Raw genomic sequence first — 16,144 nt, forward strand, 5'->3', positions numbered from 1 at the left:
TTATGAAGAAGACAGGAATCTGGGCGGTCGCCGCTCTCACAACATTTGCAACAACTGCAACCTTCGCCGCCGATTTACCGGGCAAAGGCGTCAGCGTCACACCGGTTCAGAGCACGATCAGTGAAGAGTCTTTTCAGACTGAACTGGTGAGTAAGGCGCTGGAAAAACTGGGCTACGACGTTCAGCCTACGCGCGAAGTCGATTACAACGTCGGCTACACCACCCTTGCCGCAGGGGATGCGCAGTTTACTGCCGTCAACTGGTCGCCGCTGCATGATGAAATGTACAAAGCCGCCGGTGGCGACAAAGTCTTTTATCGCGAAGGCACTTATGTGACCGGCGCAGCGCAAGGCTGGCTTATCGATAAGAAAACCGCTGAGAAATATCACATCACCAATATCGAACAGCTGAAAGACCCGAAGCTGGCCAAACTGTTTGATACCAACGGCGACGGCAAAGCCGATTTAACCGGTTGTACGCCGGGCTGGGGCTGCGAAGCGGCGCTGAATGAACAGCTGAAAGCCTATGGTCTGGAACCGACCGTGACGCACAATCAGGGTAACTACTCTGCGATGATCGCTGACACCATCACGCGCTATAAAGAAGGTAAACCTATCTTCTATTACACCTGGACACCGTATTGGGTGAGCAACGTGCTGATCCCAGGCAAAGACGTGTTGTGGATGCAGGTACCCTTCTCCGTGGTGCCGGGTGATAAAAACGCTGACACTAAACTACCGAACGGCAAAAACTACGGTTTCCCGGTGAGCACGATGCATATCGTCGCTAACAAGGCCTGGGCTGAGAAAAATCCAGCGGCGGCAAAACTGTTTGCCATCATGAAACTGCCACTGAAAGACATCAATGCGCAGAACGCCGCAATGCACGCGGGTAAAAACTCAGATGCTGATATCTCTGCACAGACCGACGGCTGGATCAAAGCCCATCAGGAAGAATTTGATGGCTGGGTAAAAGAAGCGGCTGCCGCGGCGAAGTAAGCCGGTAGCAGAACACAGTCAGACCAGCGGGCGGGGAGAAATCTCCGCCCGTTTTTTTATGGGAGCGTATTTAAAAAGCGCTATTGCAAAACCAAATAGTTGCCATGAAAACTATTCATTGGTTTAATATTTTAACTCAAACGATAATCGTTTTTCGCATTCCCCTGCTTATTCAATAAGATCCCTTATCCCCATTATGAAAAAAACGACCACACATTCCCCGCTCAGCTCCGGGCTGATCATTCTGATGGCGATTGCCACCGGGCTGGCCGTCGCCAGTAACTATTATCCGCAACCGCTGCTGGAAACCATCGCACGCGCGTTCAGCCTTTCCGTGAATCAGGCTGGTTTTATCGTCACCGTTGCGCAACTGGGCTATGCGTGCGGCCTGATGTTTATCGTGCCACTGGGCGATATGTTTGAACGTCGCAATCTGATTGTGCTGATGACATTGCTCTCCGCCGCAGGATTGCTGATCACTGCCATGGCACCGACGCTGACCATCATGCTGATCGGGACCGCGCTGACCGGCTTATTCTCGGTGGTCGCGCAGATTCTGGTGCCGCTGGCGGCGACACTGGCTGAACCGGAACGTCGCGGTAAGGTCGTCGGATTGATTATGTCCGGCCTGCTGCTTGGGATCCTGCTGGCGCGAACCGTCGCGGGCGCTCTCGCCTCGCTGGGCGGCTGGAGAACGGTGTACTGGGTGGCGAGCGCGCTGATGATCGTCATGGCGCTGGTGCTGTGGCGCAAGCTGCCGAAGCACGAGCAGAAAACCGATTTGAATTACGGGCAATTGCTGAAGTCCATTTTCTCGCTGTTCATCCACACGCCGGTGCTGCGTACCCGCGCGCTGGTCGGCATGTTCTGCTTCGCTAACTTCAGCATTCTGTGGACCTCGATGGCATTCCTGCTGGCGGGCCCGGCCTATCAGTATTCTGAGGGTGTTATCGGCCTGTTCGGTCTGGTCGGTGCGGCCGGTGCGCTCGCGGCTACCCGTGCAGGGCATCTGGCGGATAAGGGCAAAGCCCATCTGACCACGACGGTTGGACTGATCCTGCTGTTGCTGTCATGGGCGGCGATTGCTTATGGACAGCATTCGGTGATTTCGCTGATCGTCGGGATCATTATTCTGGACCTTTCGGTTCAGGGCGTGCACATCACCAACCAAAGTGTGATTTATAAATCGATGCCGGAAGCGCGTAACCGGCTGACGGCGGGCTACATGACCACCTACTTTATCGGCGGTGCGGTTGGATCACTGGTGTCTGCGTCGGCGTATCAGACCGCAGGTTGGTACGGCGTCTCGGTTGCCGGGACCGTGATGTGCGTACTGAATCTGCTGGTCTGGTGGCAAGGACATAAGTACAAACTGGCCTGAAAATCGGCTGATTAAAATAGAATCAGGAGGGAATCATCACCCCTCCTGATTAGCTTGCGAATAATCATTGGTGAAATTTATTTGTACCAAAGGGTGTTAACAATACTTACAGTCTGGTAATGTTTGCGTCATAAATTATTCGCCGGTCAGCCTCCGGTTTCACAATGTTTTATACATCCATGCAAAGCAATCTTGGTCCCGAAACACCTGACCCCATCCGTGTTTCAACCTTCAAACAAGGTATTACCGATAGCCTGCCTATCGTCATTGGTTATCTCCCTATCGCTTTTGCTTTCGGCCTCAGCGCCGTCAAACTTGGCTTCACGCCCCCTGAAAGTCTGCTATTTTCAGTGCTTATTTACGCTGGCGCCAGCCAGTTTGTGATCACTGCGCTGCTCAGCGCGGGAATGTCTTTGTGGGTTTCTGCGCTGACGGTGATGGCAATGGATGTCAGGCACGTTTTATACGGCCCCTCTTTGCGTAACCGTCTGGTTGGGAAACTCAATGGCAGGAAAACGGCACTGTGGGCGTTCGGCCTGACCGATGAGGTGTTCGCCGCCGCCACGACCAAACTTATCCGCGATAAACGCAGTTGGAGCGAGAACTGGATGTGCGGCATTGCACTGTCTTCGTGGCTTTCCTGGGTTTTCGGTACAGCTGTCGGTGCACTGTTTGGCAACGGGCCACTGGAAAATTACCCTGCCGTGGAAGCTGCACTCGGCTTTATGTTGCCTGCATTGTTCCTGAGTTTCCTGCTCGCCGCTTTTAAGCGCCAGCAAGGTGGGGTCTTTGTGGCTTCGCTGGCCGGTGCGCTTGGCGGGCTGCTGTTCGGGTCAATTCCCGCCGCTATCGGCTGCGGTCTGGGCGCGGGCTGTCTCGCCGCCCTGCTGCAACGCCCGTGCCCGCCTGCCTCTGCCGAGGTCACGCCCGATGAGCACTAACGTCATTCTGGTTTGCCTGCTGGTAGGCACAGTCAATTATTTGTTTCGATATTTGCCACTGCGCCTGGGTGCGCGGCAAACGTCAGGGCGGCTGAAAAGCGGGCCGTTATCGCGCGTTCTCGACAGCATTGGTATCGCCTCGATTTGTGTGCTGTTGGTGGTATCCGGCGTGCCGGAAATTCTGCGGGACTCACAGAAACTGCTACCGTCGCTGGCCGGTTTCGTGCTGATCGCACTGATGTTCTGGCGGACCAAAAGCATCATTATCGCCACACTGACCGGTGCCGTGGTATACGGCCTGGTGTTCAAGGTAATGCTGCTGGCTGGCTGAAGTGCGTTTGTAACGCGAAGGCAACAGATACACAAAGTTTGCTGAATACTTTAAACATCGAATAATTCACTGGAGTTATGAATCACACTAATTGCTAAAGAATTGGTGATTCATAACATTGATATTATTAATTACCATCGTTACTATGTCATCTGTAACTAATGAGGCTTCTCATATGGACAGTTCGTTCGCGCCAATTGAAAACATGTTAAATTTCCGGGCTAAAAAGCAAAAAGATTTCCCTTATCAGGAAATTCTGCTGACCCGCCTTTGTATGCATATGCAGAGTAAATTGCTGGAAAACCGCAACAAAATGCTGAAAGCACAAGGGATCAACGAAACGCTGTTTATGGCGTTGCTCACACTTGATGCTCAGGAAAGCCACAGTATCCAGCCTTCTGAACTAAGCTCTGCGCTGGGTTCGTCACGCACGAATGCCACCCGGATTGCGGATGAGCTGGAAAAGCGTGGATGGATTGAACGCCGTGAAAGTGACAACGACCGTCGGTGCCTGCATTTACATCTGACTGCCGACGGTGAAGCCTTTATTCAAAAGTTACTGCCACCTCAGCATAAGAGCCTGCATTTTCTCTGGTCGACCTTAGACGCAGATGAACAGAAGCAGTTAGAAACCCTGACCCGCAAACTGTTAACTCGCCTTGATCAGATGGATGCAACAGCCTTACAACAAATCTAAATTTCTGTTCAGGTAAACCACACATGTCACTCCAAGCTCGCTGGAGGCTTACGCCGCTGTTTGCCGTTTTGATCCTGGCTGGCTGCGCCTCCAGTAATAATATCGCTCCTCAGTCGTCGCTGCTGGATACGCAACAGCTTCACCTGCAGCAGGTAAAAGTCAGCTCTCTGACTATCGGCCCACAGTGGTGGCGCAGTCTTAATGACCCGCAGCTTGATGCCCTGATGGCCGCGACGTTGCAAAACTCGCCGTCGTTGCGTCAGGCCGCAGCGCGCGTGCGCGAAGCACAGAGCGTGATGGGCGAAGCAGATGCTGCTAATGGCCCTTATCTGGATCTGAACGGTTCCACGCGACGTGAACGTGTGGCGAAAAATACCATCCCGCCGTTCCTGACCAGTTATCCCGAAGCGCCGATTTATGATAGCAGCAACAGCCTCGGGCTGAATCTGAGCTATGAGTTTGACTGGTGGGGAAAATACCGCAATCAGGTGAATGCCGCGAAAGCGCAGGTGGATTCTGCCCGCGCTGAACAGGCTGAAGCCGCTCTGACGCTGACCAGTTCGGTCGCGTCAGCCTATTATCAGTTGCAGGCGAATCTGGCGTTACAGGACGTTCTGCAACATCAGGTGGATAACAACCAGCGCCTGGCGGATCTGCGTAAAGCGCAGTACAACGCCGGTGTGTACGGTATCGAGATCCCGCAACAGACGCAGGCTCAGGCCGACAGCGCCAAACAGCAAATCATTACGCTGAAATCACAGACCGAACAGTTGCGCCATCAGTTATCTGCGCTGGCCGGGCGTGGCCCGGACGCAATGAACGGGCTGCACGCAGTTGCACTGCCGCCGCCTGAGGCGCTGGCACCGAAAGGTGAGCTGACCCTCGATTTACTGGGCAAACGCCCGGATATCGCCGCACAGCGCGATCTGGTGGAATCCTATTCCCAGCGCGTGAGCGCTGCGAAAAAAGAGTTTTACCCCAGCCTTTCCATCAGTGCCTTTGGCGGTCTGACGACCACCAACTACGGTGGCACCAGTCCGAATCTTCTGGAAGCCGCCAGTAAAGCCTGGAACATCACGCCCGCGATTTCGCTGCCGATTTTCCACGCCGGGGCACTGCGCGCCAAACTGGGCGAAGAGTCCGCGTTATATGACCAGTCCGTTGAGTCCTATAACCAGACAATCCTGAACGCCATCCAGCAAACTGCGGATGCCATCACCATCGCGAAAAGCAGCGTCGAACAATTGCAGCAGGCTTCTTCTGCCGCGACATCGCTCTCCGAGGTGTATCGCGTTTCGGATGCAAGATACAACGCTGGCATCATCGGACGGGATGAGCTGTTAACCAGCCAGTCAGCGCTGCTGCAACAACAACAGGCGCAGCTAAATGCCAGCAGTCAGGTGATGCAGGCAAAAATCAGTCTCATTCGTGCGCTCGGGGGGGGTTATCAGGCCCCGGCGGCGGACCAAAAATCATAATAATTACACAGACTCAGCGTGGAGAAGACCATGAGCGCAAATGCCGAAACTCAGGCAGCAACGCCGCAAGCTCCGAGAAATAAGAAAAAAACGCGCAAAACCGCGATGCTCTTATTAACCGGGATTTTCATTATTATCGCGATTGCCTATCTGTTTTACTGGCTGCTGGTATTACGTCATTTCGAGTCAACGGATGACTCGTATGTGGCAGGTAATCAGGTACAAATTATGGCGCAGGTCTCGGGCAGTGTGACCGACGTCAATTTCGACAGCACCGACTTTGTGAAAAAAGGCGACGTGCTGGTCACTATCGATCCGACGGATGCCGAACAGGCGTTCGAACGTTCTAAAACCGCACTGGCCAACAGCGTGCGTCAGACGCATCAGTTGATCATCAACGGGAAACAATATCAGGCGAATATCGCTCTGCGTCAGACGCAGTTGCAACAGGCGCAGACTGACCTGAAACGCCGCGTCGTGCTGGGCAATGTCGATGCGATTGGCCGTGAAGAACTGCAACACGCCCGTGATGCCGTTGACACTGCCAAAGCGCAATACGACGTTGCGCTTCAGCAATACAATGCCAATCAGGCGATGGTGCTTAATACGCCGGTGGATCAGCAGCCTCAGGTTCTGCAGGCCGCCGCTCAGGTACGTGATGCCTGGCTGGCCTTGCAACGTACCAAAGTACGCAGCCCGATCGACGGGTTTGTTTCCCGCCGTGCGGTGCAGATTGGTCAGCAGATCACCTCTTCCACCGCGCTGATGGCCGTCGTTCCTGCGAATCACATCTGGGTGGATGCCAACTTTAAAGAAACGCAGCTTGCCAATATGCGTATCGGCCAGGCCGCGACCGTGGTCAGCGATATGTACGGTGACGACGTGAAATATCACGGCAAAGTTGTGGGGATGGACATGGGCACCGGTGGCGCGTTCTCGCTGTTACCGGCGCAGAATGCCACCGGCAACTGGATCAAAGTGGTTCAGCGCTTACCGGTACGTATCGAACTGAACGATCAGGAAGTGAAGGAACATCCGCTGCGTATCGGTTTATCCGCGCTGGTCACGGTTGATACTCAGAACCGCGATGGTTTAGTACTGGCCGAGAAAGTCCGTACCGAACCGCTGTACCAGACCACCGCACTGACGCTGGATCTGGCGCCGGTGAACGCCATCATTGCTGACGTCATTCACGCAAATGCAGGCTAAAGCCTCCGGAGGCCTCTGTGGCAAATAAACCGCTAGTAGGCGCACCGCTGGCCTGGATGACGGTGGCTTTGTCGATGGCCACGTTTATGCAGGTGCTGGACTCGACGATCGCCAACGTGGCGATCCCGACCATTGCCGGGAATTTGGGTGCCTCGAACTCACAGGGTACCTGGGTGATCACCTCTTTCGGGGTGGCAAACGCCATCTCGATCCCGATCACCGGCTGGCTGGCAAAACGCATCGGTGAAGTAAAACTGTTCCTGTGGTCTACAGTGCTGTTTGCGATAGCATCGTGGCTTTGCGGCATGTCCAACAGTCTGGAAATGCTGATCTTCTTCCGTGTGGTGCAGGGCGTGGTGGCAGGTCCACTGATCCCCCTGTCACAAAGTCTGTTACTGAATAACTATCCGCCGGCCAAGCGAAGTACCGCCTTAGCGCTCTGGTCGATGACGGTGATCGTCGCCCCGATTTGCGGGCCGATCCTCGGCGGGTATATCAGTGATAACTACCACTGGGGCTGGATCTTCTTCATCAACGTGCCGATTGGTGCTGCCGTGGTTTTCCTGACGCTCAAAACGCTGAAGGGACGCGAAACGGCGACGCAGATCCGCCCGATAGACAGCGTCGGTCTGGTATTGCTGGTGCTGGGGATTGGCGCCTTGCAGGTGATGCTTGACCGCGGTAAGGAACTGGACTGGTTTAACTCGACGGAAATTATCGTGCTGGCGGTCGTGGCGGTGGTCGCGCTCTGCTTCCTTGTCGTATGGGAGCTGACCGACGACCATCCGATTGTCGATCTGTCGCTGTTTAAATCGCGAAACTTTACCATCGGTGTGTTGTGTATCAGCCTGGCCTATATGCTTTACTTCGGCGCAATCGTTCTGCTGCCGCAGCTGTTGCAGGAGGTATACGGCTACACAGCAACCTGGGCAGGACTGGCGTCGGCACCTGTGGGGATTTTGCCTGTCATCATGTCGCCGATCATTGGTCGCTTTGCGCACCGGCTGGACATGCGCAAACTGGTGACGTTCAGCTTCATTATGTATGCGGTCTGCTTCTACTGGCGTGCGTATACGTTTGAACCGGGGATGGATTTTGGCGCGTCGGCGTGGCCGCAGTTTATTCAGGGCTTCGCGGTTGGTTGCTTCTTTATGCCACTGACCACCATCATTCTGTCGGGATTACCGCCGGAACGCATGGCGGCGGCGTCGAGTTTATCGAACTTTATCCGAACGCTGGCGGGTTCGATCGGTACGTCGATCACCACCACGATGTGGTCAAACCGGGAGTCGCTGCATCACGCGCAGTTGTCGGAAAATATTACGCCGTTTAATCCGGCGGCAACGCAGACCTATCAGCAGCTCGAAAGTATGGGCATGAGTCACCAGCAGGCTTCCGGCTGGATGGCTCGGGAGATCACCAATCAAGGACTGATCATCTCTGCGAACGAGATCTTCTGGCTGTCGGGAGGGGCATTCCTGTTCTTGCTTATCTTGATCTGGTTCGCGCGGCCACCGTTTAGCAGCGGTGGGGGCGGCGGCGGTGCTCACTGATTAATTTTAGAAAATCGGTGTACGCCAGAAAGCAAGACGGACGCAATAGGCGTCCGTTTTTTTTGCTAACAATCAGGGGATTATGCCTGATTCTGACGCCACCATTCGGCCAGTAAAATACCGGTCGCGACGGAAACGTTCAGGCTTTCTACTTTACCGGTTCCGCCGATAGACACGCTCAGGTCACCCTGCTGCCATGCGCTGTCGGACAAACCGTCACTCTCTTCACCCAGCACCAGCACCATTTTGGCAGGCAGCTCAGCCTTACCGAGCGCGGTACCTTTATGGCTGGAAGTGGTGACGATGGTGTAACCCGCTTTACGGAAGGTCGCCAGCACATCGAGGAAGTTATCCGCGTTGATGGCTTTAACATGTTCCGCGCCGCCTTCAGCGGTACGCACTGCGGCACCGGATTCCAGCTGAGCAGGATCCTGAACCAGCATCCCGTTGATACCGAAATGCGCACAAGAACGCATGATACCACCGAGGTTGTGCGGGTTACCGACGTTTTCCAGCGCCAGCACACAGTCTTTCGCGCGAGCCGTTTGCAGATAGGTTTCAGCATCCAGACCCTGACGTTTTTTGATCAGGAAACACACGCCACCGTGGTGTTCAGTGCCGGAGGCTTTCACCAGCTCTTCGTCTTCAACTACATGGTAAGCCTTGCGGTTTGCCGCCATCCAGCGCAACGCTTCGCGAAAGCGTGGAGTCACAGATTGCACGAACCACGCACGGACAATAGCGTCCGGACGGCTGGCAAACAGTGCCTGACAGGCATTTTCGCCGTACACGCGGGTCTCTTCCTGACGCTGGCGACGCAGCTGTTCAGGATCGATAAAGCTTTTACCGCTGATGCCGCCGTGATCGGGCACGGATTCATCCGCAGGTGCACGTGAAACGGTTTTCCACGGCGAAGAATACGGGCCGTCGTCATCACGGGCAGGGCGGCGCGGACGATCGTCACCACGTCGGGTATCTGCACCGCGGGAATCGCTGCTGCGACGCTCATTGCGGCGGGCATCGTCTGGACGGGAACCCTGGCGAGGTTTATCGCCCGGACGTCCTCTGTTATTGGAAGGACGTTTATCGTTATTGCGGTTATCGCCGTCGTCGTCACTACGGACGAACATCACTTTGACTTTGCCGTTCTTGCCACTGAATGAATCGTTCATTTTTCTCTCCACCTACGCGCAGGGCGCGAAGATTACCTGATGTCTGTGACCTAAGCCACATGCTTTGGACCAAAAGCTTAAAACTATCGTATTCATTGAATAAACCGCATTGTTAACAGAAAGCAGCGCCCCCATACTTACAACATACAATTAACATATCAGCCATTTTTAGCGCCGGATCCGGTAAGGTTGATACCGTTCTCACGTTAAGCAATGTAGAGGCTATTTTATGAATACGATTTGTTCATCATGTCAGGCCACCAACCGCCTGCCTGAGGATCGTATCGACGACGGCGCGAAATGCGGCCGCTGCGGTCATTCACTTTTTGAAGGCGATGTGGTTCATGCTACTACCGCTACGCTGGATAAATACCTGCAAGATGATCTGCCGGTTGTCATCGATTTCTGGGCTCCATGGTGTGGCCCGTGTGTTAACTTCGCACCAATCTTTGAAGATGTGGCTCAAGAACGCGCCGGTAAAATACGGTTCATCAAGGTTAATACCGAAGCAGAACCTGAACTAAGTGCGCGGTTCCGAATCCGCAGCATTCCCACCATTATGGTCTTTAATGAAGGCAAAATGGTCGATATGCTGAGCGGCGCGATGCCTAAAGCCCCGTTCAATGACTGGCTTAATGAATCATTGTAACGCATAAGCCGGTATAAAGCCCTGCCGATGGCCCGCTTCTCTGCGGGCCTTTTTCTATTTACTCCCTGCCAGCAACAGATTCACTTGCCAGCCACGGGAGGGTGACTAGAATAGCCGTTTTTGAATACCGGAATGCTTATGTCAGACAACGCCGTCCTTCGCCTTCGTGCAGAACGCCTCGCCAAATCTACCCGCCCTTTTCTGGCGCGCGGTTCACGGGCAATCCGCTGTCAGTCATGCCTGTTACCCGAACGTAACTGCATCTGCGCCACGCGCGAAATCCATCAGGCCACCAGCCGCTTTTGTCTGGTGATGTTTGACACTGAGCCAATGAAACCGAGTAATACCGGCCGCCTGATTGCCGACGTTCTGCCGGATACGCAGGCGTTTATGTGGTCGCGCACCGAAACCGATCCCGCACTTATTGAAGCGATTTCAGATACTGCCCGTCAGGCATACGTCGTTTTCCCGGCCTCATTTGCTAAACCGCCGCGTCAGGTCTTTACTGAAGTGCCAGCAGGTAGCAAACCGCCGCTGTTTATTATGCTCGACGGTACCTGGAACGAAGCACGCAAGATGTTTCGCAAAAGTCCGTATCTGGATAATCTGCCGGTCTTCTCATTGGATGTGAGCGCCAGCTCCGGTTATATCCTGCGCGAAGCTTCACGCCCCGAACTGCACTGCACCGTCGAAGTGGCCGCCGCCCTGCTGGAAAAAGCCGGGGATCTGGATGCGTCGGCGGGGTTGTCGCGGCACTTCAATCATTTCCGTACTCAGTATTTGGCGGGAAAACCCCATCATCCGGTGCATCAGCTCACAGCAAAGAACGAAGAAAGCCTCTAGAATCAGTTCAGGATGATTGATTGGAGTTCTGATGAGCCAGCGCGGACTAGAAGCCCTGTTACGACCTGAATCTATCGCGGTAATCGGCGCCAGCAATAAACCGGGGCGCGCCGGATACCTGATGATGCGCAATCTGCTAGACAGCGGATTTAATGGCCCTGTGCTGCCGGTCACCCCCGCTTATCGCGCCGTGTGCGGCGTTCTTACCTGGCGGGATGTCGCCAGCCTGCCGATGTCACCAGATTTAGCTATCCTCTGCACGCACGCCGATCGTAATCTTGCACTGCTTGAGCAACTCGGCGAGCGTGGCTGCAAGACTGTTATCATCCTTTCATCGCAGCCACAGCAATTCGCCGAACTGAAAGCCTGCGCCCAGCGCTTTACGATGCGCCTGCTTGGACCCAACAGTTTGGGCATACTTGCACCGTGGCAGCGTCTTAACGCCAGCTTTTCGCCAGTACCCATCCTTCCCGGCAAACTGGCATTTATTTCGCAATCCGCCGCCGTCGCCAATACCATTCTCGACTGGGCACAGCAGCGCGCCGTCGGCTTCTCTTATTTCATTTCGCTCGGGGACAGTCTGGATATCGACGTGGACGATCTCCTCGATTTCCTCGCCCGTGACAGTAAAACCAGCGCAATACTTCTTTATCTTGAACACATCAGCGATGCCCGGCGTTTTCTTTCTGCATCGCGGAGCGCTTCACGCAATAAACCTATTCTGGTGATCAAAAGCGGGCGGAGCGGACAGGCGCAGAAGCTGCTCAATAGCCCCCTGAGCCTGGACGCGGCTTATGATGCCGCCATTCAGCGCGCCGGCTTACTGCGGGTACAGGATACGCACGAACTGTTCTCCGCCGTTGAAACCCTCAGCCATATGCGCCCATTGAAAGGTGAGCGCTTACTTATTATTAGCAACGGCGCAGCACCCGCCGCGATGGCACTGGATCAACTGCTTTCCCGTAACGGAAAACTGGCGAAGCTCGGTGAAGATACATACCGGGCGCTGATCGCCGTTCTGCCGGACACGATAACGGCATCAAATCCTTTAGATTTGCATGATGACGCCACGCCGCAGCTCTATCAGGCAGTCGTGACAGCACTGCTCGACAGCACCGATTTTGACGCCTTGCTGGTGATCCATGCGCCAAGTGCCGCGGCACATGGCACAGTCACCGCCAGCCATCTTATAGAGGCCGTCCGCAAACATCCGCGCGGTAAATACGTTACGCTGCTGACCAACTGGTGCGGCGAATTTTCTTCGCAGGAAGCACGTAAACTGTTTACCGAGGCGGGGATCCCGACTTACCGCACGCCGGAGGGAACAGTCACAGCGTTTATGCATATGGTGGAATATCGTCGTAACCAGAAACAGCTGAAAGAAACCCCGGCGCTGCCTGCAGATCTTGAACAGAATACCGATCAGGCTCACAGACTTATCGCACAAACGCTGGCGGAGGGCACCACGCAGCTGGATACGCATGAAGTCCGCGCGATTTTGCAGGCCTACGGAATGAACGTTTTGCCAACATGGATTGCCAGCGACAGCGTCGAAGCAGTTAATATCGCCAGCCAGGTTGGGTATCCTGTGGCATTGAAATTACGCTCGCCGGACATTCCGCATAATTCCGAAGTTCAGGGTGTGATGCTGTATCTGCGCACCGCCAGTGAAGTACAACAGGCTGCGAATGCGATTTTCGATCGCGCCCGGCAGACATTTCCGCAGGCAATAATTCAGGGCCTGATGGTGCAAACGATGGCTAACCGGCCGGGATCTCAGGAACTGCGCGTAGTGGTAGAACAGGATCGGGTCTTTGGACCGCTGATCATGCTGGCGGAAGCCGGCTCAGACTGGCAGCCGGAGCGTCAGGCGGTAGTGGCTCTGCCGCCACTGAACATGGCGCTGGCACGCTACCAGGTGGTTCAGGCGCTGAAAAGTGGCAAGATCCGGGGCCGCAATGCATTACATCCCCTCGATATTTCCGCGCTCAGCCAACTGCTGGTGAATGTATCGAACCTGATCATTGATTGCCCTGAAATCGAACGGCTGGATATCCATCCGCTGCTGGTCTCAGGAAACGAGCTTAGCCTGCTGGATGTGTCGATGCAGCTTTCTACCCAAACGGCTGATGCGCCATCGCGTCTGGCAATCCGGCCTTATCCGCGCGAACTGGAAGAGCGCGTTGTTCTTAAAAATGGCTCGCAGGCCTTGTTCCGCCCTATCCTTCCCGAGGATGAACCGCTTCTAAAAGCATTTATTCTTAAAGTCACAAAAGAAGACCTCTATTACCGCTACTTCAATGAGATCAATGAATTCACTCATGAAGATTTAGCCAACATGACGCAGATCGATTACGACCGTGAAATGGCCTTCGTAGCCATACATACGGTGAATGATAAAAATGAAATTATTGGAGTGACGCGCGCTGTCTCAGATCCAGATAATATCGACGCTGAATTCTCTGTGCTGGTTCGCTCGGATCTGAAAGGACTGGGGCTTGGGCGCAGGCTTCTCGATAAGATGATCAACTACGCTGCAGAGCATGGGCTGCAACGCCTGACGGGGATCACCATGCCGAACAATCAGGGCATGATCTCGCTGGCCAGAAAGCTCGGATTTGTCGTCGATATCCAGATTCAGGACGGCATTGTGAACCTGTCGCTCCTGCTGAAAAAGAGCCGCATAACCTCGCAGAAAATCGTGAGCCTCGGCCCTGAACAGGCAAAAGATGCGCACATCGGGGAGGACTAATGGTATTATCGACCGATTGTGCGGTTACCACTGTCTGCTTGTGCCGCGAAAGCCATTACATGAAGAGAGAAGAAGCGCACTGTGATGTTGTCTAAATTCAAACGTAATAAACATCAACAACACCTTGCTCAGCTACCCAAACTCCCCCAAACGGTTGATGCTGTAAAAACGCTCTACTGCCCAACAGATTTCCGTAAGACGCTGCTCAGCGCAATTGCCAACGCTACCCAACGGATATATCTGGTCGCTCTCTATTTAGAGAATGATGACGGCGGTCGGGACGTATTGTCGGCACTTTATGCCGCTAAACAGCAAAGACCTGAGCTTGAGATTTGCGTGCTGGTCGACTGGCACCGTGCTCAGCGTGGGCGTATCGGCGCCGCTGCAGCTAATACCAATGCCGACTGGTACTGTCGCATGGCGAAGGAGCATCCTGAATGTTCTGTGCCGGTGTACGGTGTTCCGGTCAATACGCGTGAAGCACTGGGTGTCCTGCATCTTAAAGGTTTTGTGATTGACGATCAGGTGATCTACAGCGGCGCGAGCCTCAATGATGTCTATCTACACCGTCATGAGAAATATCGCTACGACCGCTATCAGTTGCTGACCAATGCGGCGCTGGCAAACACCATGATCGATTTTATGAAGAAGTCGATCATTACTGCCGCCGCCGTGCAGCGCCTCGATCGTGAAGATCGCCCGAAAAGTATTGAAATCAAAAACGAAACGCGCCAGTTTCGTCAGAGCCTGCGTTCATGCGGATATCATTTCAAAGACAGCGCCGGAAATGATGAACTGGCGGTAACGCCTATCGTCGGCCTGGGTAAACAGAACGAGCTGAACCGAACTATTCATCATCTGATGGCCAGTACGGATCAAAAACTGACGCTGTGTACTCCTTATTTCAATATGCCGGCGATGCTGGCACGCAATATTATTCATTTGTTGCGACGCGGGAAGCAGGTAGAGATTATTGTTGGCGATAAGACGGCCAACGATTTCTATATTCCGCAGGATCAGCCTTTTAAGATCATCGGAGCACTGCCCTATCTCTACGAAATTAACCTGCGCCGCTTCCTCAGTCGATTACAGCGTTTTGTCGACAGCGGTCAGTTAATTGTGCGTCTATGGAAGGATGGAGATAACAGTTACCATCTAAAAGGTATGTGGGTCGATGACCGCTGGCAGTTGATCACCGGGAATAACCTCAATCCACGCGCATGGCGGTTGGATCTGGAGAATGCGATTTTGATCCACGATCCCCATAAAGAGATGGCGGATCAGCGTCAGAAAGAGCTGGATGAAATTCGCCAGCACACGCAAGTTGTTTCCCATTATATGGAACTGGAAAGCATTCCTAATTATCCAGTTAAAGTACGTAAACTTATTCGCCGGCTACGACGGATACGTATAGACAGATTAATCAGCCGAATTCTGTAATTGGCTATACTGAAAGCCTGATCATGTTGATCAGGCTTTTTTATATCTGGAATAACACGAATGGCCCACTCATCTTTCCCTCCTTATAAACTCTCATTAATAGCCCTCATATTATTAAGTAGTGGCTGCACTCACTTCGCCAACGATCAATGGACCGGTAAAGACAAAGCCGAGCACTTTGTGGGATCAGCAGTTTTAGCTGCTGCAGCTACCGCCTATGGGAATAATCAGGGATGGAGTGAGGCGCGCAGTCGTTCTTTCGGCTTGCTGTTTTCGGTGAGTCTGGGTGCGGCAAAAGAACTTTATGATAGCAGGGAAGGCGGCAGTGGCTGGAGCTGGAAAGATTTCAGCTGGGATATCACAGGCGCGGCAGTGGGGTACAGTGCTTATCATTTGACGCATTATTGATGATTTTTACTGCAATATCTTCGTTGGATAGTGACAAAAGCAAAAGTATATAGCTATTTCTCTCCTGTCATTTTTCACCAAATCCCAGACAGACAAAAGCCCCGTACTTTCGTACGGGGCTTTTGTCTTTATTTGATGCCTGGCAGTTCCCTACTCTCGCATGGGGAGACCCCACACTACCATCGGCGCTACGGCGTTTCACTTCTGAGTTCGGCATGGGGTCAGGTGGGACCACCGCGCTACTGCCGCCAGGCAAATTCTGTTTCATCCATACCGCATTGTGCTATACACA

The 16,144-nt window shown here is 53.7% G+C and carries 14 protein-coding genes and 1 rRNA gene; 13 read left to right on the forward strand and 2 right to left on the reverse strand.

Annotated elements, in window-relative coordinates; all coding sequences use genetic code 11:
* Positions 1 to 2 precede the first annotated feature (2 nt).
* The 8 genes from proX (at position 3) to emrB (ending at position 8,588) form a co-directional block, all read left to right on the forward strand.
* Entirely contained in the window at positions 3 to 998 is a 996-nt protein-coding gene (proX, locus tag GE278_17725) for a glycine betaine/L-proline ABC transporter substrate-binding protein ProX (protein QLK62497.1), read from the forward strand.
* 196 nt (positions 999 to 1,194) lie between these two features.
* On the forward strand, positions 1,195 to 2,379 hold the full coding sequence (locus GE278_17730; GenBank protein QLK62498.1) for an MFS transporter: 1,185 nt from the start codon (positions 1,195 to 1,197) through the stop codon (positions 2,377 to 2,379).
* Between the two features lie 179 nt (positions 2,380 to 2,558).
* A complete protein-coding gene (locus GE278_17735; GenBank protein QLK63332.1) occupies positions 2,559 to 3,320 on the forward strand; it encodes a branched-chain amino acid ABC transporter permease in 762 nt (253 codons plus the stop codon).
* Positions 3,310 to 3,651: an L-valine transporter subunit YgaH gene (gene ygaH / locus GE278_17740; GenBank protein QLK62499.1), complete on the forward strand. Its 342-nt coding sequence runs from the start codon at positions 3,310 to 3,312 to the stop codon at positions 3,649 to 3,651. The genes GE278_17735 and ygaH overlap by 11 nt, the downstream gene beginning before the upstream one ends.
* A 175-nt stretch (positions 3,652 to 3,826) precedes the next feature.
* A complete protein-coding gene (gene mprA / locus GE278_17745) occupies positions 3,827 to 4,348 on the forward strand; it encodes a transcriptional repressor MprA (protein QLK62500.1) in 522 nt (173 codons plus the stop codon).
* A 23-nt stretch (positions 4,349 to 4,371) separates the two neighbouring features.
* Positions 4,372 to 5,826 carry an efflux transporter outer membrane subunit gene (locus GE278_17750; protein QLK62501.1) on the forward strand — a complete coding sequence of 485 codons (1,455 nt, stop codon included), beginning with the start codon at positions 4,372 to 4,374 and terminating at the stop codon, positions 5,824 to 5,826.
* 30 nt (positions 5,827 to 5,856) lie between these two features.
* The gene (emrA, locus tag GE278_17755; protein QLK62502.1) at positions 5,857 to 7,035 is read left to right on the forward strand and encodes a multidrug efflux MFS transporter periplasmic adaptor subunit EmrA; all 1,179 of its coding nucleotides are present in this window, start codon (positions 5,857 to 5,859) and stop codon (positions 7,033 to 7,035) included.
* Between the two features lie 17 nt (positions 7,036 to 7,052).
* Complete coding sequence (gene emrB, locus GE278_17760; GenBank protein QLK62503.1) at positions 7,053 to 8,588, forward strand: multidrug efflux MFS transporter permease subunit EmrB; 1,536 nt, start codon at positions 7,053 to 7,055, stop codon at positions 8,586 to 8,588.
* Between the two features lie 80 nt (positions 8,589 to 8,668).
* Here the strand turns inward: emrB and GE278_17765 are convergent, their stop codons facing one another.
* Entirely contained in the window at positions 8,669 to 9,760 is a 1,092-nt protein-coding gene (locus tag GE278_17765; protein QLK62504.1) for a tRNA/rRNA methyltransferase, read from the reverse strand.
* 229 nt (positions 9,761 to 9,989) lie between these two features.
* Between GE278_17765 and trxC the strand changes: the two genes are divergently transcribed.
* The 5 genes from trxC to GE278_17790 all read left to right on the forward strand — a co-directional run bounded on the left by trxC (position 9,990) and on the right by GE278_17790 (position 15,852).
* Positions 9,990 to 10,409: a thioredoxin TrxC gene (trxC, locus tag GE278_17770; protein QLK62505.1), complete on the forward strand. Its 420-nt coding sequence runs from the start codon at positions 9,990 to 9,992 to the stop codon at positions 10,407 to 10,409.
* A gap of 138 nt (positions 10,410 to 10,547) precedes the next feature.
* The gene (locus GE278_17775; GenBank protein ID QLK62506.1) at positions 10,548 to 11,252 is read left to right on the forward strand and encodes a DTW domain-containing protein; all 705 of its coding nucleotides are present in this window, start codon (positions 10,548 to 10,550) and stop codon (positions 11,250 to 11,252) included.
* A 31-nt stretch (positions 11,253 to 11,283) separates the two neighbouring features.
* Entirely contained in the window at positions 11,284 to 14,004 is a 2,721-nt protein-coding gene (locus GE278_17780) for a GNAT family N-acetyltransferase (GenBank protein ID QLK62507.1), read from the forward strand.
* Between the two features lie 84 nt (positions 14,005 to 14,088).
* Positions 14,089 to 15,444 (forward strand): CDP-diacylglycerol--serine O-phosphatidyltransferase, encoded by a 1,356-nt coding sequence (gene pssA / locus GE278_17785; GenBank protein QLK63333.1) that lies wholly within the window; start codon positions 14,089 to 14,091, stop codon positions 15,442 to 15,444.
* A 60-nt stretch (positions 15,445 to 15,504) separates the two neighbouring features.
* A complete protein-coding gene (locus GE278_17790; protein QLK62508.1) occupies positions 15,505 to 15,852 on the forward strand; it encodes a YfiM family lipoprotein in 348 nt (115 codons plus the stop codon).
* Positions 15,853 to 15,989: 137 nt separating this feature from the next.
* On the opposite strand, the gene rrf is transcribed toward GE278_17790, so the two are convergent.
* Positions 15,990 to 16,105: ribosomal RNA gene (gene rrf / locus GE278_17795) — 5S ribosomal RNA — on the reverse strand.
* Positions 16,106 to 16,144 lie beyond the last annotated feature (39 nt).

The organism is Enterobacteriaceae bacterium Kacie_13 (genome assembly GCA_013457415.1).
Taxonomy (GTDB): domain Bacteria; phylum Pseudomonadota; class Gammaproteobacteria; order Enterobacterales; family Enterobacteriaceae; genus Rahnella.

Bases quoted from the DNA above. Each gene is read 5' to 3' on its own strand.
- mprA (QLK62500.1), top strand. From the start codon at position 3,827: ATGGACAGTTCGTTCGCGCCAATTGAAAACATGTTAAATTTCCGGGCT.
- GE278_17790 (QLK62508.1), top strand. From the start codon at position 15,505: ATGGCCCACTCATCTTTCCCTCCTTATAAACTCTCATTAATAGCCCTC.
- trxC (QLK62505.1), top strand. From the start codon at position 9,990: ATGAATACGATTTGTTCATCATGTCAGGCCACCAACCGCCTGCCTGAG.
- GE278_17775 (QLK62506.1), top strand. From the start codon at position 10,548: ATGTCAGACAACGCCGTCCTTCGCCTTCGTGCAGAACGCCTCGCCAAA.
- emrA (QLK62502.1), top strand. From the start codon at position 5,857: ATGAGCGCAAATGCCGAAACTCAGGCAGCAACGCCGCAAGCTCCGAGA.
- GE278_17765 (QLK62504.1), bottom strand. From the start codon at position 9,760: ATGAACGATTCATTCAGTGGCAAGAACGGCAAAGTCAAAGTGATGTTC.
- ygaH (QLK62499.1), top strand. From the start codon at position 3,310: ATGAGCACTAACGTCATTCTGGTTTGCCTGCTGGTAGGCACAGTCAAT.
- pssA (QLK63333.1), top strand. From the start codon at position 14,089: ATGTTGTCTAAATTCAAACGTAATAAACATCAACAACACCTTGCTCAG.
- GE278_17735 (QLK63332.1), top strand. From the start codon at position 2,559: ATGCAAAGCAATCTTGGTCCCGAAACACCTGACCCCATCCGTGTTTCA.
- proX (QLK62497.1), top strand. From the start codon at position 3: ATGAAGAAGACAGGAATCTGGGCGGTCGCCGCTCTCACAACATTTGCA.
- GE278_17780 (QLK62507.1), top strand. From the start codon at position 11,284: ATGAGCCAGCGCGGACTAGAAGCCCTGTTACGACCTGAATCTATCGCG.
- GE278_17750 (QLK62501.1), top strand. From the start codon at position 4,372: ATGTCACTCCAAGCTCGCTGGAGGCTTACGCCGCTGTTTGCCGTTTTG.
- GE278_17730 (QLK62498.1), top strand. From the start codon at position 1,195: ATGAAAAAAACGACCACACATTCCCCGCTCAGCTCCGGGCTGATCATT.